This window comes from Streptomyces sp. NPDC029674, from assembly GCF_044903205.1.
GTDB lineage: Bacteria > Actinomycetota > Actinomycetes > Streptomycetales > Streptomycetaceae > Streptomyces.
In genome coordinates this window covers 50,038-68,132 of sequence record NZ_JBJDPY010000024.1, presented here as the reverse complement: position 1 = coordinate 68,132, position 18,095 = coordinate 50,038, and the positions used below count along the sequence as shown (strand labels likewise).

18 protein-coding genes are annotated in these 18,095 nt (G+C 70.5%); 3 read left to right on the top strand and 15 right to left on the bottom strand.

Annotated features, from left to right (window positions below; all coding sequences use genetic code 11):
* The first annotated feature begins 17 nt into the window (after positions 1–17).
* Complete coding sequence (gene mgrA, locus ACI2L3_RS36325) at positions 18–1,055, top strand: L-glyceraldehyde 3-phosphate reductase (protein WP_404756702.1); 1,038 nt, start codon at positions 18–20, stop codon at positions 1,053–1,055.
* A gap of 112 nt (positions 1,056–1,167) precedes the next feature.
* Here mgrA and ACI2L3_RS36320 read toward each other — a convergent pair whose 3' ends face one another.
* Entirely contained in the window at positions 1,168–1,698 is a 531-nt protein-coding gene (locus tag ACI2L3_RS36320; RefSeq protein ID WP_404756701.1) for a hypothetical protein, read from the bottom strand.
* Positions 1,699–2,066: 368 nt separating this feature from the next.
* Between ACI2L3_RS36320 and ACI2L3_RS36315 the strand changes: the two genes are divergently transcribed.
* Positions 2,067–2,456 (top strand): DUF192 domain-containing protein, encoded by a 390-nt coding sequence (locus ACI2L3_RS36315; protein WP_404756725.1) that lies wholly within the window; start codon positions 2,067–2,069, stop codon positions 2,454–2,456.
* A 262-nt stretch (positions 2,457–2,718) separates the two neighbouring features.
* Here ACI2L3_RS36315 and ACI2L3_RS36310 read toward each other — a convergent pair whose 3' ends face one another.
* The 14 genes from ACI2L3_RS36310 to ACI2L3_RS36245 all read right to left on the bottom strand — a co-directional run bounded on the left by ACI2L3_RS36310 (position 2,719) and on the right by ACI2L3_RS36245 (position 14,723).
* Positions 2,719–3,093 (bottom strand): winged helix-turn-helix transcriptional regulator, encoded by a 375-nt coding sequence (locus tag ACI2L3_RS36310; protein ID WP_404756700.1) that lies wholly within the window; start codon positions 3,091–3,093, stop codon positions 2,719–2,721.
* 27 nt (positions 3,094–3,120) lie between these two features.
* Positions 3,121–3,954, bottom strand: a complete 834-nt coding sequence (locus ACI2L3_RS36305) for a methyltransferase domain-containing protein (RefSeq protein ID WP_404756699.1) — start codon at positions 3,952–3,954, stop codon at positions 3,121–3,123.
* A 16-nt stretch (positions 3,955–3,970) separates the two neighbouring features.
* Positions 3,971–4,621 (bottom strand): OmpA family protein, encoded by a 651-nt coding sequence (locus tag ACI2L3_RS36300; RefSeq protein WP_404756698.1) that lies wholly within the window; start codon positions 4,619–4,621, stop codon positions 3,971–3,973.
* Between the two features lie 3 nt (positions 4,622–4,624).
* The gene (locus tag ACI2L3_RS36295; RefSeq protein WP_404756697.1) at positions 4,625–5,233 is read right to left on the bottom strand and encodes a hypothetical protein; all 609 of its coding nucleotides are present in this window, start codon (positions 5,231–5,233) and stop codon (positions 4,625–4,627) included.
* 32 nt (positions 5,234–5,265) lie between these two features.
* Positions 5,266–5,871 (bottom strand): pilus assembly protein TadG-related protein, encoded by a 606-nt coding sequence (locus ACI2L3_RS36290; RefSeq protein ID WP_404756724.1) that lies wholly within the window; start codon positions 5,869–5,871, stop codon positions 5,266–5,268.
* A complete protein-coding gene (locus ACI2L3_RS36285) occupies positions 5,868–6,086 on the bottom strand; it encodes a hypothetical protein (protein WP_404756726.1) in 219 nt (72 codons plus the stop codon). Before ACI2L3_RS36285 ends, ACI2L3_RS36290 begins: the two co-directional genes overlap by 4 nt.
* Before the next feature lie 277 nt (positions 6,087–6,363).
* A complete protein-coding gene (locus ACI2L3_RS36280) occupies positions 6,364–7,254 on the bottom strand; it encodes a DUF5936 domain-containing protein (protein ID WP_404756696.1) in 891 nt (296 codons plus the stop codon).
* 13 nt (positions 7,255–7,267) lie between these two features.
* Positions 7,268–8,215, bottom strand: coding sequence for a type II secretion system F family protein (locus ACI2L3_RS36275; RefSeq protein WP_404756695.1), 948 nt, complete (start codon positions 8,213–8,215; stop codon positions 7,268–7,270).
* Positions 8,212–9,549: a CpaF family protein gene (locus tag ACI2L3_RS36270; RefSeq protein WP_404756694.1), complete on the bottom strand. Its 1,338-nt coding sequence runs from the start codon at positions 9,547–9,549 to the stop codon at positions 8,212–8,214. Before ACI2L3_RS36270 ends, ACI2L3_RS36275 begins: the two co-directional genes overlap by 4 nt.
* A 50-nt stretch (positions 9,550–9,599) precedes the next feature.
* Positions 9,600–9,923, bottom strand: coding sequence for a TadE/TadG family type IV pilus assembly protein (locus tag ACI2L3_RS36265; RefSeq protein WP_404756723.1), 324 nt, complete (start codon positions 9,921–9,923; stop codon positions 9,600–9,602).
* A 35-nt stretch (positions 9,924–9,958) separates the two neighbouring features.
* Positions 9,959–11,572 carry a CpaE family protein gene (locus tag ACI2L3_RS36260; RefSeq protein ID WP_404756693.1) on the bottom strand — a complete coding sequence of 538 codons (1,614 nt, stop codon included), beginning with the start codon at positions 11,570–11,572 and terminating at the stop codon, positions 9,959–9,961.
* A gap of 10 nt (positions 11,573–11,582) precedes the next feature.
* A complete protein-coding gene (cpaB, locus tag ACI2L3_RS36255; RefSeq protein ID WP_404756692.1) occupies positions 11,583–12,293 on the bottom strand; it encodes a Flp pilus assembly protein CpaB in 711 nt (236 codons plus the stop codon).
* Positions 12,294–12,398: 105 nt separating this feature from the next.
* On the bottom strand, positions 12,399–13,310 hold the full coding sequence (locus tag ACI2L3_RS36250) for a hypothetical protein (protein WP_404756691.1): 912 nt from the start codon (positions 13,308–13,310) through the stop codon (positions 12,399–12,401).
* Positions 13,311–13,391: 81 nt separating this feature from the next.
* Positions 13,392–14,723 carry an Nramp family divalent metal transporter gene (locus ACI2L3_RS36245; protein ID WP_404756690.1) on the bottom strand — a complete coding sequence of 444 codons (1,332 nt, stop codon included), beginning with the start codon at positions 14,721–14,723 and terminating at the stop codon, positions 13,392–13,394.
* A 453-nt stretch (positions 14,724–15,176) separates the two neighbouring features.
* Here ACI2L3_RS36245 and ACI2L3_RS36240 point away from each other — a divergent pair, with 453 nt between their 5' ends.
* Positions 15,177–16,520, top strand: a complete 1,344-nt coding sequence (locus tag ACI2L3_RS36240; protein ID WP_404756689.1) for a M14 family metallopeptidase — start codon at positions 15,177–15,179, stop codon at positions 16,518–16,520.
* Positions 16,521–18,095 lie beyond the last annotated feature (1,575 nt).

Sequence of the window (18,095 nt, the reverse complement as noted above, 5' to 3'; positions counted from 1 at the left end):
GAAGTAGTTTCGTGCCCATGAACGACACGTCTACGTATCGCGCGGCACCGGACCGTTACGACTCGATGGAGTACCGGCGCACGGGCCGCAGCGGTCTGAAGCTGCCCGCCGTCTCGCTCGGCCTCTGGCACAACTTCGGCGACGACAAGGCCCTCGAGACACAGCGCGCGATCCTGCGCCGCGCCTTCGACCTGGGCGTCACCCACTTCGACCTGGCGAACAACTACGGCCCGCCGGCCGGCTCCGCCGAGCTCAACTTCGGCAAGATCTTCGCGCAGGACTTCGCCCCGTACCGCGACGAGCTGGTCATCTCGACCAAGGCCGGCTACCTCATGCACCCCGGCCCGTACGGCGAGTGGGGCAGCCGCAAGTACCTGCTGTCGTCCCTGGACGCGTCGCTCTTGCGCATGGGCCTCGACTACGTGGACATCTTCTACTCCCACCGCTTCGACCCGGACACCCCGCTGGAAGAGACGATGGGCGCCCTCGCGTCGGCCGTCCAGCAGGGCAAGGCGCTCTACGTGGGCGTCTCCTCGTACAACAGCGAGCAGACCGCCGAAGCGGCGCGCCTGCTGCGGGAGATGGGTGTCCCGGCGCTCATCCACCAGCCGTCGTACTCGATGATCAACCGCTGGACCGAGGAGGACGGTCTCCTCGACACGCTGGAGGCGGCCGGCATGGGCTGCATCTCCTTCGTGCCGCTCGCGCAGGGCCTGCTCACGAACAAGTACCTGAAGGGCATCCCGGAGGGGTCCCGCGCGACGCAGGGCAAGTCCCTCGACCCGGAGCTCCTGAACGACGAGGTCGTACGCCGCCTCAACGGTCTGAACGACATCGCGGCCGGCCGCGGCCAGTCCCTCGCCCAGCTCGCCCTCAACTGGGTGCTGCGGGACGAGCGGATGACGTCCGCGCTGATCGGCGCGTCCAGCGTCAAGCAGTTGGAGGAGAACGTGGCGGCGCTCGCGGGTCCGAAGCTGACGGACGCCGAGCTGACCGCGATCGACACGTTCGCGGTGTCGACGCCCGGCACGAACATCTGGGCCGGCCGGGGCTGATCCGGCGGGCGGACGCGAAGGAGCCCCGGGCCGGAATGGTTCCGGCCCGGGGCTGCCCGTTTGCTGTTCGGTCGCGGCGCGCGTTTGCAGTGGGGTGCGGCCACGCGCACGGTCAGGCGCGCGGGCGCTTGAACCACGCGCCGGCGGCGCTCTGCGAGAGGAGGACGACGGTGGCGATCGCGCCGAGCAGCGGGATCAGGCCGCCCTGCTTGCCGGACGCCGCGCCGCTGAGCACGAACAGGATCTGCACGCTCATCAGGACGATGCAGGTGACGCGGGTGCCGTGGCCCGCGGTGCCGAAGCGGAAGGCCAGGCCGGCCGCGACCAGGAGACAGACGTTCGCGCCGAGGGCGGCGCCGGCCGTCCGGGGGTCGGCCAGGGCGATCAGGAGGACGCTGCCGACGACGGTGAGCCCGGCGAGCACCCAGGTGACTATCTGCGCGGCGCGGACGACGCCCGGCATCCGCGGCGGGGCCATCGGACCGTATCCGTAGCCGGGGCCGGGTCCGTATCCCTGGCCGTATGCGGGGCCGTACGCGTGGCCGGGGTCCTGGGCGGGGCCGTTGTACCTGGGGAGACCGGACTGCGGACCGGATTGCGGCTCGGGCTGCGGGGCGGGCGGCGGGGGGAATTGGTTCGACATGTCCCTGACGATAACGGGATGTCGATCTTTCCCGTGCGGCCTTTTGCGGTCGGCCGCCGACACCCGGACCCGGCCGTTCCGTGGCACAAAAAAACGGGCCGGTCCGTGGGGGGGAGACGGACCGGCCCGAGGGGGGGTTTCCACCATAACCCTTCGTAAGTGCCGATGGGTGCATCAGCGGCACACAACTACTCTCCGAGACCGGGCGACGACTGCGCGATCCCGTTCCACCGGCGGAATCCCGGGTTCGAGGGCGAATTCCGGCCGGGCGCGGCGGCACCCCCAAGAGGGACCCCCGGAAGGTTCGCGTACTTGACGCCGCGGAGTGCCGAGCCGCTAATTTCGCGGGCGTGGCGACGACGGCGACGATGACGGTCCGGACACCCCCGCCCGCAACTCCGGCGGAGCCCTCCACGGAGGCACCCCCTCACCCCACTCCGGCCATCCCGCTGGAGATCGCGGACTCGGCGCGGGCGCGGCGGCGGGGGCTGCTCGGGCGGGCGGGTGTGGCGGGGGCGATCCTGCTGACTCCGGCGCACGGTGTGCACACGGTGGGGATGTGCTTCGCCATTGATGTGGCGTATCTCGACCGCGACTGGCGCGTGCTGTCCGTCCGGACGATGCGGCCGAACCGGATCGGGCTGCCGCGGCCGCGGGCCCGGCACGTGATCGAGGCGGAGGCCGGGGCGATGGCCCGGTGGGGCGTACGCCGGGGTGCGCGGATCGCCGTGCGGGGTGCCGGGCGCGGCGACGGGTGACGGCTCGCGGTGCCGCGCGGCCCCCTCCACCGCGCGGCACCGCCCGCGTGGATTTGCGCACGCGAATTAGCCCTGGTCTGAACTTACGTGACGTTCAGGGGTGGATCGAGCCAGTATTGATAACGATGCGGAATCATGGCTTCGATTTGTCGGGCAAACGCGGCTGTACGTAGGAGTACGTCACGAAGTGAGGCATGACAGCACATGACGGCGCATGACGGCACATGACGGAACCTTGAGGCGTTCTGCCCGGATTGAGCCGCTAAGCCGCACTGCCCGACGCGTCGCCGGCGCCGGCCTTGTTGGCGATCACCTGTTGCATGTGCTCGTCCCCCCACAACCCCAGGGGCAGCAGCGCCTCGTTGAGGGACTGACCGAGTCCGGTCAGCGAGTACTCGACCTTCGGCGGCACCTCGCGGTAGACCTCGCGGTGCACGATGCCGTCGGACTCCAGCTCGCGCAGCTGCTGGATCAGCATCTTCTCGCTGACGCCGACGATGTGCCGCCGCAGTTCGCCGAAGCGCAGCGTCCTGCCCGAGTGCAGCGCCCACAGGATCATGGGCTTCCACTTGCCGCCGACGACGTCCACCGCGGCGTCGAGCCCGCAGGCGTACGGCTGCTGTCTGTCCTTCGGCACAGTCAACTCCTCCGCTGGTCCGCGCACTTACCCGATCGACAGTACCGGCTTGCGGAGGTCGAAGAGGTGCCGGGTGCTGTGGGCCACGAAGGATCCTTCCGCCTGGATACGGTCGTGCAGCTCGCGCAGCCGCGGCCGGTACTCCGCCACGGTGAAGCCGGGGACCATCCACACCACCTTGCGCAGGAAGTGGACGACCGCGCCGACGTCGTGGAACTCCATCCGCAGCCGCTCCGCCCGCAGGTCGACGACCTCCAGGCCCGCCGCCTCTGCCTCGGCCCGCTCCAGGTCGGGATGCCGGCCGTTCCTGACTTCCTCCGGCTGCGGCCCGAGGAAGTACTCGACGACCTCGAAGGCGCTGGCGGGGCCGACGTGCTGGGCGAAGTACGAACCGCCGGGGCGCAGCACGCGGGCGATCTCGTCGAAGTGGGCCTTCACCGGGTGCCGGCTGGTGACGAGGTCGAAGGCTCCGTCCGCGAACGGCAGCGGCGCGTGCTCGGGCGAGGCGACGACGGCGACGCCGCGCGGGTGCAGCAGGGCGGTGGCCTTCGCGATGTTCGCCGGCCAGCCCTCGGTGGCGACGGCGAGCGGCGGCAGGGTGGCGGCGGAGGCCAGCACCTCGCCGCCGCCGGTCTGGATGTCGAGGCTCGCCGTGGCCCCGGCGAGCCGGCGCGCCATCGCCTCGGCGTACCGCCACGAGGGCCGTGCCTCGGTGGCCCTCCCCTCGAACCACGAGAAGTCCCACCCTTCGGTGGGGGCGGCTTCGGCTTCGGCGAGGAGGTCGTCGAAGGTGCGGGGGCCTGTGGTGTAGGGGTTGTTGCTGTTGCTGTTGCTGTTGTTCTCGCCGTTGCTGCCGCTCATGGGGCGATTCTGGCATTTATCGGCCCGGCTGGACGTCCGCCCCTGTCGCGCCGCGCGGGAACGAGACCTCTACGCGGCGGTTCTTCTTGCGGCCCTCCTCGGAGCCGTTGTCCGCGATGGGGTAGTCCTCGCTGTAGCCGCGTACGGAGTACGTGACCTCGGGCCCGAGGTGGCTCGCGAGCCTGTCGTGGACGGCCTCCGCGCGCTCCCGGGAGAGCTTCTTGCCGTGGCCGTAGGACCCGAGGTTGTCCGTGAACCCGAACACCCTGACGTCCGTGGCCTTCTGGTTCTTCGCCTCGTCCGCGATCGCCTCGATCCGGGCGTTCGCGTCCGGATTCAGCTTCGCGCTGTCCTTCGGGAACAGCACCTCCGCCTGCAACGCGAACTTCACGTCCGTGTTGGTGTCCTCGCGCCGCTCCTCGCCGCCGAGGTCCTCGACGACGGATTTGATGTCCAGCACCTTGGCAGGCGCGAGCGTGGCCCCGTCGGCAAGCTTCAGCCCCGGGCTGTTGGAGTCGACTTCGGGGGGTGGGGAGGTGGTGGTGGTGCCTGGGGGGTGGGTGGGGTCGTCGTCGGCCCAGCTCGGTGCGGGGCCGAGCAGCAGGGCCAGCGCGGTGAGGGTGGCGGTGCCCGCGGTGCCGGCGGTGCGGCGGAGGTGGCGGGTCATGGGTCACTCGCCCTCGGAGAGCTCTATGGTCGCGGGTGGCATGGCTCCCACTTGGAAGTCGAGCTTGGTGGTTCCTTCTGGCGGGGCGGGGAACTGCGCGTACCAGTCGGCGGTCTGACTCGGCTTGACGCCTCCCGTGAACTTGGTGCACAGGCAGCGTCCCTCGGTGTCCCGGAGTACGAGGTACTTCTTCTTACCCGCGTTGTCGATCAGGTTCGCACCTGCCACGGACGAGCCGTTCTTGTTGAGCTCCCGTTCTTCACCGCGCCAGTTGGCCGCCGCCCAGAACCTGCCGCCGTTGTTCGTCACCTTTCCGGAGACCGTCACGAAGCCACCCTCGTCGCGCACGGCGGACGTGACCGTCAGCGTGATGCTCTCCTCGCCCTTGACTTCGGCCAACACCTCGTCCGTCGTCGGCGCCTCGTCGTCGCCCTTGTCCTTCTCGTCACCGCCATCGCCATGCTGAGCGGACGAGGTGGGAGAAGACTTCTTCTCCGACTTGTCCCCGTCGCCGTCCCCACCGCCGCAGCCGGCCACCGTGAAGACCAGCCCAGTCGTGATCGCCACAGCGGTCATTGCCCTGCGGGTCGTCGCGGTACGCCGAATGTTCATCGCTACGGCTTCCTTCTCTCGTCGATCACTTGTCACTCGGCCAGCTGGACAGAGAACAGCACGGAACCGTCCGGGAGATCGTCCAGTTCGAAGTCGTCCGGATCGATTTCGAAGAATTCACCGCCGGCGCACTTGAACTCCACGGATTTCTCGGGGTCCGATGACGGAGTGACACCGCAACGCGGCTTGATGATCGCGGTGGCGTCGGCCTTTGCCCGCTTGGACTCCGTGCCCGGGATGATCGAATCGCCGACGGTGTATATGGTCTCGATCTCCGCACGGAAGCCCGGGTAGCCGTTCACTTCGGCGGGCGAGACGGTGACGGTCGCATCGTTGTCGGCAGCCAGCGCCTCCGCCGCGCCCTGGGCACCGGCGCCTATGTATTGGTCACCCGCCAACCAGTCCAGCCAGGTGTCACCCTCACCGATGGACAGACCGAGCCCGTCCATGAGTTCATCCCTGGCATCCTGGGCCGCCGCCAAGGCAGAGGCGTCGGCGGCTGATTGCGCGCCGTTCCGCGCGGATGCGGCTTGGGCGAAGGCGAAGAACGCGAGTGCGACGAAAAGCAGAATCGCCGTTAACCAGATGTAGATGGGGAGAGTCTGTCCTGTGTCGTCGCGGAGAAGGTCGCCCCTCAGCCGCCGACCACGTCTGAGACGGCATCCTGGATCGCTCCGGAGATCTGTCCGTCGAGGCCCAAGCCGTCGATCAGGACGAAGATCCCCGCAATAAGAATCATCAGCCCCGCATACTCCACAAACCCCGCCCCCGCATCCCGCTCCCTCCCCCGAACCCGGCACGCCACGGAAACCGTCCAGTGGACCCAGACTTCGAGCACGCGTTCCTTCAGCACGACGGCCCCTTCTCTCCCACCCGATACCGAAACCGATACCGCGCCCTTTGTGGTCAGAGGCAACGTACGCCACACGGCGTGCATCGGCAGCAACTCTGCGCAGCGCATGCGGAATCCGGGGTGCCCGGCCCGCAAGTTGGCGGGTTCTCTTCCCCCTCGGTGAGATCACCATGCACGAAGTCCCCTCCCGCGAATCCCGCGAACCGTGAACCGTGAGCTCGGATCCGACTGTCCCACATCGAGTTGCAGCCGCGAAGAGCTTTCGCGAAGTCGATGTTCAACGCCCCAGAATCGAACCGAAGTCGGAACCCGAGCCGAGGAACATTCCCGAGGCGATCAGGATCATCGTGGCCGGGAGCATGAAGACCAGCGTCACCATCGTGGCCTTGGGAATCGTCTTCGCCGCCCTGCGCCGGGAGTTCTGCGCGTCCGTGCGGCGCATGTCCGTGGCCAGCTGGATCAGCGTGTCCGCGATCGGGGAGCCCAGCTCCTCGCCCTGCTGGAGGGCGGAGACGAACTGGGCCACCTGTTCGGACGCGTTGCGGCGGCGCAGTTCGTCGAAGGCCTGGCGGCGGCTGACGCCCATGTCCATCTGGCGCAGGGTGATGCGGAGTTCGTCCGCCCACGGGCCCTCGTACCGTTCCGCCACGCGGTCCAGCGCCTGGCGGAAGCCGAGTCCCGCCGAGACGACGACCGCTAGGACGTCCAGGAAGTCGGGGAGCGTGCGGTCGATGACCTCGCGGCGTTCGCGGATCGCCTGCCAGATCAGCGCGTCCGCGGCGACCGCCCCGAAGGCCAGGGTGAGCAGGCCGAAGAGCGGGGAGCCGTTCACGAAGAACACCAGGCCGAGGACGAGGCCGAAGACGCCGTAGACCGCGCGGCGCGCCGCGTAGCGGTCTATCGTCAGGCCGCCCGGGTTGCCCGCCATGTCGATCCTGCGGCGCTTGGCGTCGACCCGTTTCGGGCCCATGAGGCGCAGGACCAGGGGGGCGAAGCGCATGCCCAGGCGGTCCACCGCCGAGCCCGCCACCGAGACGCGGGTCGCGCCGACCTCCAGGGCCACGGCCAGGTCGGAGGGCAGCTTGGCGTCCGCGCGGTACATGCGGATGCCCTGGCAGGCGCCCGCCACGGCGAGGCCCATCGCGGCCGCCAGCAGCAAGCTCAGCATCGTAACTTCCCTCCTAGACTTCGATCTTGCCCAGGCGTCTGATCACGAAGAAGCCGACTCCGTACAGGCCCAGCGAGATCAGGATCAGCGTCTGGCCCAGCGGTGAGCCGGTCACCCGCTCCAGCGCGCCCTCGTTCGAGGAGTTGATGAGGAGCAGGGAGCCGAGACCGAGGAGCGGGACCGTGAACGCCGTCGCGTGGACCTCCGACAGCATCGTGCGGACCTCGCGCCGCGTCTCCTTCCTGTCCTCCAGGGTCTGCGTGAGGTTGCGCAGGGAGTTGACCACCGTGCCGCCCGCCTTGTTGGAGAGGACGAGGGTGGTGACCAGGACGATCAGTTCGCGGGACGGGAGGCGTTCCGCGAGTTCGCCGAGTGTGTCGTCGATGGAGCGGCCGAGTGTCAGCTGGTCGGCCACGTGGGAGAGTTCTTCACCCGCCGGGGCTTCCAGTTCCTCCGCCGCCATCGCCAGCGACGTGCGCAGGGCCAGGCCCGCCGCCGTCGCGTTGGCCAGGATGCGGGCCACGTCCGGGAGCTGGTTGATGAAGGCCTCGATGCGTTTCTGGCGTTGCCAGTTGAGGAAGGCGGTCGCTCCCCATACCGTCACGACGCCGGCGATCGGGCCGAAGAACGGGGCGAGGGTCGCCGCCGCGATCAGCCAGAGCGCGGCGACGACCGCGACGACGTAGGTGAAGAACTCGCCCGCTGTCAGGTCGAGCCCCGTCGAGGACAGGCGCAGGTGGATCGACCTGCCCAGGCGGGTGCGGCGCAGCCTGCGGTCGACGGCGGCGAAGCGGCGGGCGCGGCCGTGCGGGCCGCCGTCCCCCGTGCCGGGGCCGAGCGCGAGCCGGTCGACGAGGGCCTGGCGCTGGGCGCGGCCGGACGCGTACGTGTGGACGCCCGCGACGGCGAGCGTGCCGGTCAGGATCGTGGCACCCAGTGCGAGGAGGGCGGGGTCGGTCATTCGATCGCGTCCCTTGCGTTCAGTACGTCGATGGCCTCCGCCACACCGAACGCGGGCGGCACCGGTTCGTTCGCGACGTACAGCTTGTCGGCGATCTCGCGCGGCAGCGGCAGGTGCTCGAACCAGCCGTGCACGATCCGGTCGGCGCCGAGCGGGCGCGGCACGAAACGGGTGACCGGCACGATGCGGAACTGCTGGCGCCCGTGCGAGACGAGCAGCACGATCTCGGCGACCTTGCGGGAGCCGTCGCCGTGCCGGGCGAGCTGGATGACGACGTCGACGGCCGAGTTGATCTGGTCCCGCAGGGCCTCGAAGGGGATCTGGACCTCCGACATGGAGCCGAGGGTCTGGAGGCGCGTGAGGGCGTCCTCCGCGGTGTTCGCGTGGACGGTGGCGAGCGAGCCGTCGTGTCCGGTCGACATCGCCTGGAGCATGTCGAGGGTCTCGCCGCCGCGGACCTCGCCGACGATGATGCGGTCGGGGCGCATGCGGAGGCTGTTGCGGACGAGGTCGCGGATGGTGATCTGGCCCTTGCCCTCGACGTTCGGGGGGCGCGATTCGAGACGGATCACGTGCTCCTGCTGGAGCTGGAGTTCCGCCGAGTCCTCGATGGTGATGATGCGCTCGTGGGCCGGGATCAGGCCGGAGAGGGCGTTGAGGAGCGTCGTCTTGCCGGAGCCGGTACCGCCGCTGACGATGAGGTTGAAGCGGGCCCGCACGAACGCGGCGAGCAGCATCAGCATGTGCTCGTCGAGCGAGCCGAGGCCGATGAGTTCGGGGAGCGTGTAGGCGCGCGGGAAGCGGCGGATCGTGAGGGTGGCGCCGGTCAGGGTGAGCGGCGGGATGATCACGTTGACGCGCTCGCCGGTGGGGAGGCGGGCGTCGACCATGGGGTTCGACTCGTCGACGCGGCGGTTGACCGTCGAGACGATGCGTTCGATGGTCTGCATCAGCTGCTCGTCGGAGGCGAAGCGGAGGGGGAGCTGTTCCACGCGGCCCGCGCGCTCGACGAAGATCGAGTCGGGGCCGTTCACCATGATCTCCGTGATGGAGGTGTCGGCGAGCAGCGGTTCCAGTACGCCGAGTCCGAGGGCCTCGTCGACGACGCGGCGGATGAGCTGGGCCCGCTCGGAGGTGGAGAGGACGGGGCCCTCGCGGCTGATGATGTGGCCGAGTACGCGTTCCAGGCGGACGCGGCGGTCGGCCGCCGCGAGCGACGACATCTCGGCGAGGTCGATCTCCTCCAGGAGCTTGGAGCGGTAGACGGCGACGAGGCCGTCGTCGCGGCTCGGCTCGGTCTGGCGGGTCGGTGCCACGCGGTCGCGCAGGCTCATGTCGTCCTCCAACCTCCTTCGGGCGTACAGGCTTACGGGCGTACGTGTGTTCAGTTGACGTCGTCGTCGTTCGGCATCGTGGCCTCCTTGGTGACGCTCCAGTCCGTGTCCACGAAGGGGAGCAGCGTGGGGACCTGGACCTCGACGGTGGCTGTCGTCGTGGCGCCGCCCTGGCTGATGCCGATGGAGGAGGTCAGGCCGCCGTCCATGGCGGCCGCACCCGCCGCCTCCCCCGAGTCGCCCTGCGAGGCCGCGCGGGCCGCCGCGCGGGCGCCGGAGCCAGCCTGGTTGGCGGCGTAGCCCACCAGGCCGAGCTGGATCGCGGCGAGGCCGACGAGGAGCAGGATCGGCAGGAATCCGGCGAACTCCAGCATGGATACGCCGCGGTCGTCCCACCTGCGTCGCCGTTTCACCCGTCCTCCCCCTCCTTCGCGGCACCGGCCTTCCCGTCCACGTGCCACCCCGCGTCGAAGCCCGGGAAGAACACGGGTACGTCCACCGAGACGCGGGCCTTCCAGACCGTGCCCTCGTCCGTGCACTCCACCGACGCGTCCTGCCAGGCGTCGGGCAGGTGTTCGCGGGCCGCCGCGTCGCAGGCACCTGCCGCACCCTCCCCCGCCGCGTGCGCCGCCGTGGCGGCCCGCGCCGCCTCGTCCGCCGCGTTCCCGGCGAGAGAGTACGAGTAGCCGTACAGCGCGCACTGCCAGAGGATCGCCATGACCGCGAGCAGCAGGGGGAACATCCCGGCGAATTCGAGGGTGACCGCGCCCCGGTCGCCGCCCGCGGCCTTCCTGCGCAGGGACAGCGCGCGCTTGCCGCTGCCGGCCGACGGGTCCGCCTCGACCAGGCCCAGTTCGCCCGCGAGGCCCCACAGTGCCTGTTTCACCGAGGAGCGGCTGTCGAGGTCCTGCATGCGGCCCGCGTCGACGGCGGCCTGCAGCTCCTTGAAGCCGGCGGGCACGGTGGAGCGGGCCGTCCTCGTGCCGGTGACGCGTTCGACGAGGGAGGGCTGGATGTCGGCGGCCTTGCCGTGCCGGTTGACGACGGTGACGGTCTCCTCGGCCTTGCGGATCTGGAGGCGGTCCCAGAGGCGGACCATGCGCTTGGCGGCGCGGACGGCGACGACGTCGGGGGTGACGAGGAGCAGGGCCTGGTCGGCGAGTTCGACGGCGGTGGCGCTCGCTCCGGTGACGTAGGCGCCGCAGTCGACGACCACGACGTCGTAGCGGGCGCGGAGGGCGCCGATGGTCTGGCGGGCGACGCGGTCGGTGACCTCCTCGCCGCGTTCGCCCTCGGCGGGGGCGAGGAGGAGGCCGATGCCGGTCTCGTGGGTGTAGACGGCGTCCTGGAGGACGCGGGGCGTGATGTCGGTGATGGCGGCGAGGTCGGCGATCGAGCGCCGGAACTGCACGTCCAGGTAGGAGGCGACGTCGCCGGACTGGAGGTCGAGGTCGAGGAGGGCGACGGAGCGGCCGGAGGCGGCGGTGGCGAGGGCGAGCTGGACGGCTGTCACGGTGGTGCCGACGCCTCCCTTGGCCCCGCTGACCGCGACGACGGTGCCGGTCCCCGGTCCGGCGCCCGCGTACACCTCCAGGCCGCCGCTGCCGTTGCCGAGGTGGCGCCGCATGCCCGTGGACCAGGAGGCGGCGGCCTGGACGCGTTCGGCGAGGGCGTCGTAGGCCAGCGGGAGGCCGACGATGCCGCGCGCCCCGGAGTCCATGGCGGCGGTGAGGAGTCCGGGGCTGGTGTCGGCGGTGATCAGGACGACGCCGACCGCCGGGAAGCGCAGGACGAGGTCCCGGATCAGGTCGAGGGCCGGGACGGGGCCGATCCGCTCGTGGACGAGGACGACCTCGGGCAGCTCGTCGACGGACTCGGCGGCGAGCCGCGCGAGGGTGTCGAGCAGCACCGTGGAGTCGGCGACGGGCAACGCGGGCTCGGTGTCGGGCAACTGCCCGGTCAGCGTGGACAGCGCACGCGCCACGTCGATGTCACCGACCGCGGGGAGGATCCGAGTGGTCATCCGTGACCTCCTACTTGTCCTCTTCGAGGGTGTACGTCCGGTCGCGGGGCGGCACCGTGGAGTCGCCGCCCGCGCCGACCAGGGCGAGCCGGACGTGGGTGGCGAACGACTCGGCGTACGCGACGCGCTGTGCGTCCGCCGTGCCGAGGGCGAACGTGATCGGCACCGCTTCCGTGGCCCTGCGGCGGGTGCGGTCGTCCTGGTCGGGTTCGAGCGGGGTCAGCTTGCCGACGTCGAGCACCTTGGCGCCCTCCACGATGACTTTGGACTGGTCCTTCGCCTTGTCGGCCTCGCCCTTGAAGGTGGCGTAGATGTTGACCTTCGAGCCGGGCGTGATCTTGCCCGCGACGCCGGTCGCCGCGTCGATCATGATGGCGATCTCCTGCTGGCCCGGGCCGAGTTCGGGACGTCCGACGATCATGTCGGACTGGAGCAGCGAGCCCTTCCGCAGCTGGGTGACCGCGATCTTGCCGCGGATCTCACGGAGGTCGGTGACGGCGTTGTCGGAGAGCCAGCGCTCGGGCATCTCGACCTTCTCGAACTGGTCGGCGGTCAGCTCCTTGTAGGGGGCGATGTCCCCTTTGAGCTTGTACGCGGGCACCTCGGGGCCGACCTTCGAGTTCGCGTCGCGGATGACCGAGAGGACGCCCGCGAACGCGCCGATCGCGCACAGGACCGACAGGACCAGCAGGATGACGCCGCGGCGCTGGCGTGAGTTCATGGGCCGGACTACCTCGATCGAGTGCGGTTGGCTACGGACAGTGAGCGGGGTGGCGCACGTGCGGTCGTCGGTCGCGTACGAGGTGCGGAGCCGGCCAGTCCCGGCCTAGGTGGCGCCGCGCGGCAGGGCGGTCGCGCCGCGCGCGGGAGTGCGCCGCGCGGGGCGTTCGGAGGGCGGTGGCAGCGGCGCGGCGCAGAACGCGCAGCGGTCGCCGATGAGTTCGAGCCCGCACCAGTGGCAGTCGTCGCGGCGGACGGACGACACCAGCTGGTAGAGCACGGAGATGTCCGGGATGGCGGCGGCGAACTCGACGAGCCTGCCGGTGGCCCACCAGCGCCCGGACTCGGCGGGCAGCCGGGCCTCGGTGACGCCCTGCGCCTGCCAGGCGGGGGCCAGCGTGTCGGTCACCCAGCCGGGGGCCAGCTTGCCGGGGGCGTAGAGCAGGCGCGTACCGAACCCGGGCCCCGGCAGGTGCGTCCCGTCGCCGCCCGACACCTTCACCAGCTCGGGCCGCGGCGTGGCGAGGACCGCGAACTGGGCGCCGGGCAGCCATGACTTGGCGTGCGACTGGAGGGTGACGGGGACCCGGTCGAGCCGGGTGACGGAGCCGAGCAGGGCGCCCGCGTAGATGTAGTGGGAGAGGAGGCGGGCGGCGGAGGCGAGGACGCCGGGGCTGAAGTCGCAGATCGACAACTGCCGCAGCTGGAGGGCGAGTACGGCGAGTCCGAGGGGCGGCAGGTCGGAGCGGACGACGGCGATGCGGTCGCTCTCCAGGACCGAGCGGACGGCGTGCAGGCGCTGGACGACGGCAGCGGGCGCGGAGGACGGGCAGAGGACGATCACGTACCCGTGGTGCTCGACGAGGGTGTGCATCTCGGTGAGCGCCTGGTCGAGCGAGTACGTGCGCGGGGACTGCACGGCCGACTGGAGGACCGCGGCCGACGGGGTGTGCCGGTCGGGTGACGGCAGCACGAGATCGGGTCCGGTGACGGCTATGGCGGTCGGCAACGCGTACACCCCCGGTCCTCGTGCACTCCTGCCTCAGCACCATATCCACGTCATGGGTGCCTCAACACCCAACTTCCCACTGTTCATGAGTTAGAAGAAGTCGCTCCAGTCCTGGTCGGTGATCTGCTTGACGCACAGCACCAGGAAGAGGAGGCCCGCGACGGTCAGCATGCCGTTGCTGAGCCAGCCGTTGCGCCACTCCCTGGGCGTGCGCGAGGAGTTGAGGAGCCAGACCAGGGTGAGCGCGAGGAACGGCATGAAGGCCGCGCCCAGGACGCCGTAGATGATGATGAGGCGGAACGGCTGGCCCTGGAAGAGCAGGATCATCGGCGGGAACGTCAGCCACAGCAGGTACGCGCGGAACGGCACGGACTTCTCGTGGCTGCCGGAAGCCACCTCCTCGCCGGTCCGCGCCTGGGTCTCCGCGCCGACGCGCTGCTTGCGGTAGCGCTCCACGAAGTCCGCGAACATCAGGCTCACGCCGTGCCACACGCCGATCAGCGAGGTGAACGACGTGGCGAAGAAGCCGATCAGGAACAGCTTGGCGGTGGCGGTGCCGTACTCCTTCTCCAGGATGTCGGAGAGCTGGACCAGGCCCTTGTCGCCGCTGGCGATGGCCACGTTCGCGGAGTGCAGGAGCTCGGCGCCGACGAAGAGCATGGAGACGACGAAGATGCCGGTGGTGATGTACGCGACGCGGTTGTCGAGCCGCATCACCTTCATCCAGCCGGTGTTCGTCCAGCCCTTGGCGTTGACCCAGTAGCCGTACGCCGCGAGGGTGATGGTGCCGCCGACGCCGCCGATCAGGCCGAGCGTGTTGAGGATCGAGTCCTTCTCGTCGGGCAGTACGGGCAGCAGACCGGCGAAGGCGTCGCCCAGGTGCGGGGTGACGCGGATGGCCAGGTAGACGGTGACGACGAACATGATGCCGACGAGCACCGTCATGACCTTCTCGAAGACGGCGTACTTGTTGAACCAGACGAAGACCAGGCCGACGAGCCCGGTGAGGATCGCCCACCACTTGAGCTCCATGACGTCGGGGAACAGCGCCTGGAGCGGCAGTCCGGACGACGACATGGCGGCCGCCCCGTAGACGTACCCCCAGATCACGACGTAGACGACGAAGAACCACGTCGTCCAGCGGCCGAGGCTCGCCCAGCCGTCGAAGAGGGTGCGGCCGGTCGACAGGTGCCAGCGGCCCGCCGCCTCGGCGAGCGAGATCTTGACGACGCAGCCGAGGACGGCGGCCCACAGCAGCGTGTAGCCGAAGTTGCTGCCCGCGATGAGGGTGGCGACGAGGTCGCCCGCGCCGACGCCGGTCGCCGCGACGACGATGCCGGGGCCGATGTACTTCCAGCTCGACTTGCGCGGGCGCGGTGCCGCGTCGCCCGTGCCGGTGGCGCTGCCTGTGGTTTCAGCCATGCGATCAAGAAAGCGCATGGACGGCCGGGGCACAAGGGGTCGTCGGGCGGCTGAGCCCTCTTCGGTTTCGCGCCCGAGGCGCACGGGGGGGGGGGGGGGGGGGGGGGGGGGGGGGGGGGGGGGGGGGGGGGGGGGGGGGTTCCGCCCCGGCCCCCCCCCCCCCCCCGGGGCGGCCGCCCCCCCCCCCCCACCCCCCCTCCCCCCCCGCCCCCCCCCCCCCCCCCCCCCCCCCCCCGCACGGATTGGCCAAAGACAGCGTTGACCGGGCCATGCCACGCGCGCACGATGGGCCCGCGCGCCACGCCGCACGCCATGCGGCACGACGCACTCGCACGTCGCATTCGCACGACGCACCCGAACGTCGCATTCGCACGACGCATCGCACGTCGCACCCCGACGTAGTGCCCCGCACGTCGCACTGAACAACCCCCCCCCCACCCCTGAGGAGACTTCATGCGACTCCGCATACGCGGCAGGAGATCCGCCGCCCTCGCGGCCCTGCTAGCCCTCGCCCTCGCAGCCCCCATCACCGCCAACGCCACCTCGGGCGACGCCGGCCAGGCCCCGCGCTCCGCGGCCACCGCCGCCGACGAGGAAACACGCCAGTACGAGATCCCGCTGCGCGACGACCGCGCCGCGCGCACCGCGCTCGCCCGCACCGGCGTCGCGATCGACGAGGTCGACGCCCGCGCGGTGGTCGTCTCGGCGGACGCCGCCGAGGCCGCGAAGCTCCGCGAGGCAGGCTACGAGCTGAAGCCCCTGGCCGGGCCCCCGAAGCGGACGAACGGGGATCCGGTGGAGGCCAAGGACTTCCCGCCCGCCGACGCGAGGTACCACAACTACGCCGAGATGAACGCGGAGATCAACCAGCGCATCGCGGCCCATCCGAACCTGATGAGCAAGCGCGTCATCGGCAAGTCGTACTCGGGCCGGGACATCGTCGCCATCAAGATCAGCGACAACGTCGGCACCGACGAGGCCGAGCCCGAGGTCCTCTTCACCCACCACCAGCACGCGCGCGAGCACCTGACGGTGGAGATGGCGCTCTACCTGCTGCGCGAGCTCGGCGACGACTACGCCACCGACGCCCGGATCAAGAAGATGGTCGACGAGCGCGAGATCTGGATCGTGCCGGACCTGAACCCGGACGGCGGCGAGTACGACATCGCGACCGGCTCCTACCGCAGCTGGCGCAAGAACCGTCAGCCGAACGCCGGTTCGTCCAACGTCGGCACCGACATGAACCGCAACTGGGCCTACCGCTGGGGCTGCTGCGGCGGCTCCTCGGGCTCCACGGGCTCCGAGACGTACCGCGGCCCGAGCGCCGAGTCGGCCCCCGAGGTGAAGGTCGTCTCCAACTTCGTGCGCAGCCGCGTCGTCGGAGGCAAGCAGCAGATCAGGGCGTCCATCGACTTCCACACGTACAGCGAACTGGTGCTGTGGCCGTACGGCTACACGTACAGCGACACGGGTCCCGGCCTCACCCAGGACGACCGCGACGCGCACGCCACCGTCGGCCGCAAGATGGCCGCGAGCAACGGCTACACGCCCCAGCAGTCCAGTGACCTCTACATCACGGACGGGTCGATCAACGACTGGCTGTGGGGCAGCCAGAAGATCTTCAGCTACACCTTCGAGATGTACCCGTCGTCCGCCGGCGGCGGCGGTTTCTACCCGCCCGACGAGGTGATCGAGCGGGAGACGTCCCGCAACCGCGACGCGGTCCTGCAGCTCCTGGAGAACTCGGACTGCATGTACCGGTCGATCGGCAAGGAGCAGCAGTACTGCACGGCCTGACACTTACGGCCCACTGGAGTCCCCGGAGACTTCGGTGGGCCGGTGTCGTTGGCGGGCACCGGGGCCGCCCGGTTTTTTGCGGAGTGTGGCGCCTCCGGGCCGGCAGTAAAGGGCGCTCCTGCGTCGCGTCGGCTGCGCCGATTCCGCTCCGCTCCACCCTTGACTGCCGCCCCTGCACCGCACGCAAACTTTGACCCGGACGGCCAGGGGTGGGGCCTGCGGGGACCTCTGCTCGGGTCATCGGCTTTCGCTGCCGGGTGCGGCCCGGCCCAACGTGCCTGGACGTCACCGTCGAGGCGGCCACGGCCTCGCCGCTCGGGCCATCGGCTTTCGCTGCCGGGTGCGGACTGGCCCAACGTGGGCGGCGGCCCTCACGAACGATGCGCCGACAAAACCCAGCGCCCGCCACCCGTCCAGCCCGGCAGCCAGGCACCTACTTTGGAAAAGTAGTGAACCGGGAGGCCGCGCGCCCCCATTCACATGCAATGCGTCGCCAGGCCGAAAGGGCGAGGCCGGGAGGGAGAGGCCGGGAGGGAGAGGCCGCTGCCCGGGCACCTACTTTGGGAAAGTTGCGAATGCGTATGCCGCACGCCCCCCGAACGGCCAATACGCCCCCCAACCAGCGACCCCGCCGACCCCAACACCGCCCCTGAGCGGCTGTCTGTGACGGCGCGCGGGGCGTGGCAGGGGCGCGCGCCCATCCCATTCACAACTTTCCCAAAGCAGGTGCCCGACCGGCAGCCCCCACTGCCCGACGGCACCCCAGACCACGCCGGGCACGCCACGTTGAGCCGGTCCGCACCCGGCGGCGAGAGCCGATGACCCGAGCGGCGAAGCCGGGGCGGCGCCTCGACCGTAGCGTCGGCTCACGTTGGACCGGTCCGCACCCGGCAGCGAAAGGTGATGACCCGAGCAGAGAAGTCCGCCGCCCCACCCCTGGCCGTCCGGGTCAAAGCCAACGTGCGGTGCAGGGGCGGCAGTCAAGGGTGGAGCGAAGCGGAATCGGCGCAGCCGACGCGTAGCGCAGCGGAGCGCCCTTTACTGGCGGCCCGGAACCGCCACACTCCGCAAAAACCGGGCGGCCCCGGCAACCATCAAAGACACAGCCCCACCGAAGTCCCCGCCCCGCGCCCCTCCCTCAGCCGTGCGTCCCGTACGTCACGCCCCCTCTGTACGGCACCGTCGCCCACATCCGCGTACCGCCACCCGGTTCCCGGGCCTCACCGAAGCCCCAGTCGCCCTCGCAGGCGCGTGCCCTCGCGGAAGCGGAGAGAGAGGTACCTCCGCCGTTGCGTTGAACGTGCAGGCCGCGGCCGTCAGTTCGGCCACGGCCTGTGTCGCCGGATCCAGCAGTGCGGCCAGCCCATGTGCGGTGAGCACGGTTCGGGTGAGGGCGCGGGCAACCGTGGGGGACGTGAGGGCCGAGGGCAGGGTGAGGCTGTACGCGAGGGTGTCGGGGGTGGGGGCGGAGGCGTCGCCCCTGGCGGGGCAAGCGGTGACGGCTGGCGTCATGGTCATGGTGACTCCCGTGGAATGGGCATGGGTTGAGCACTGATCTGACTGACCTCGGCCGTC

What these genes read in the sequence shown, in the direction of transcription:
- ACI2L3_RS36295 (WP_404756697.1), bottom strand. Translation starts at nt 5,233, where the DNA reads ATGAACATTCGGCGTACCGCGACGACCCGCAGGGCAATGACCGCTGTG.
- cpaB (WP_404756692.1), bottom strand. Translation starts at nt 12,293, where the DNA reads ATGAACTCACGCCAGCGCCGCGGCGTCATCCTGCTGGTCCTGTCGGTC.
- mgrA (WP_404756702.1), top strand. Translation starts at nt 18, where the DNA reads ATGAACGACACGTCTACGTATCGCGCGGCACCGGACCGTTACGACTCG.
- ACI2L3_RS36305 (WP_404756699.1), bottom strand. Translation starts at nt 3,954, where the DNA reads ATGAGCGGCAGCAACGGCGAGAACAACAGCAACAGCAACAGCAACAAC.
- ACI2L3_RS36270 (WP_404756694.1), bottom strand. Translation starts at nt 9,549, where the DNA reads ATGAGCCTGCGCGACCGCGTGGCACCGACCCGCCAGACCGAGCCGAGC.
- ACI2L3_RS36245 (WP_404756690.1), bottom strand. Translation starts at nt 14,723, where the DNA reads ATGGCTGAAACCACAGGCAGCGCCACCGGCACGGGCGACGCGGCACCG.
- ACI2L3_RS36300 (WP_404756698.1), bottom strand. Translation starts at nt 4,621, where the DNA reads ATGACCCGCCACCTCCGCCGCACCGCCGGCACCGCGGGCACCGCCACC.
- ACI2L3_RS36265 (WP_404756723.1), bottom strand. Translation starts at nt 9,923, where the DNA reads ATGCTGGAGTTCGCCGGATTCCTGCCGATCCTGCTCCTCGTCGGCCTC.
- ACI2L3_RS36320 (WP_404756701.1), bottom strand. Translation starts at nt 1,698, where the DNA reads ATGTCGAACCAATTCCCCCCGCCGCCCGCCCCGCAGCCCGAGCCGCAA.
- ACI2L3_RS36260 (WP_404756693.1), bottom strand. Translation starts at nt 11,572, where the DNA reads ATGACCACTCGGATCCTCCCCGCGGTCGGTGACATCGACGTGGCGCGT.
- ACI2L3_RS36275 (WP_404756695.1), bottom strand. Translation starts at nt 8,215, where the DNA reads ATGACCGACCCCGCCCTCCTCGCACTGGGTGCCACGATCCTGACCGGC.
- ACI2L3_RS36240 (WP_404756689.1), top strand. Translation starts at nt 15,177, where the DNA reads ATGCGACTCCGCATACGCGGCAGGAGATCCGCCGCCCTCGCGGCCCTG.
- ACI2L3_RS36280 (WP_404756696.1), bottom strand. Translation starts at nt 7,254, where the DNA reads ATGCTGAGCTTGCTGCTGGCGGCCGCGATGGGCCTCGCCGTGGCGGGC.
- ACI2L3_RS36315 (WP_404756725.1), top strand. Translation starts at nt 2,067, where the DNA reads ATGACGGTCCGGACACCCCCGCCCGCAACTCCGGCGGAGCCCTCCACG.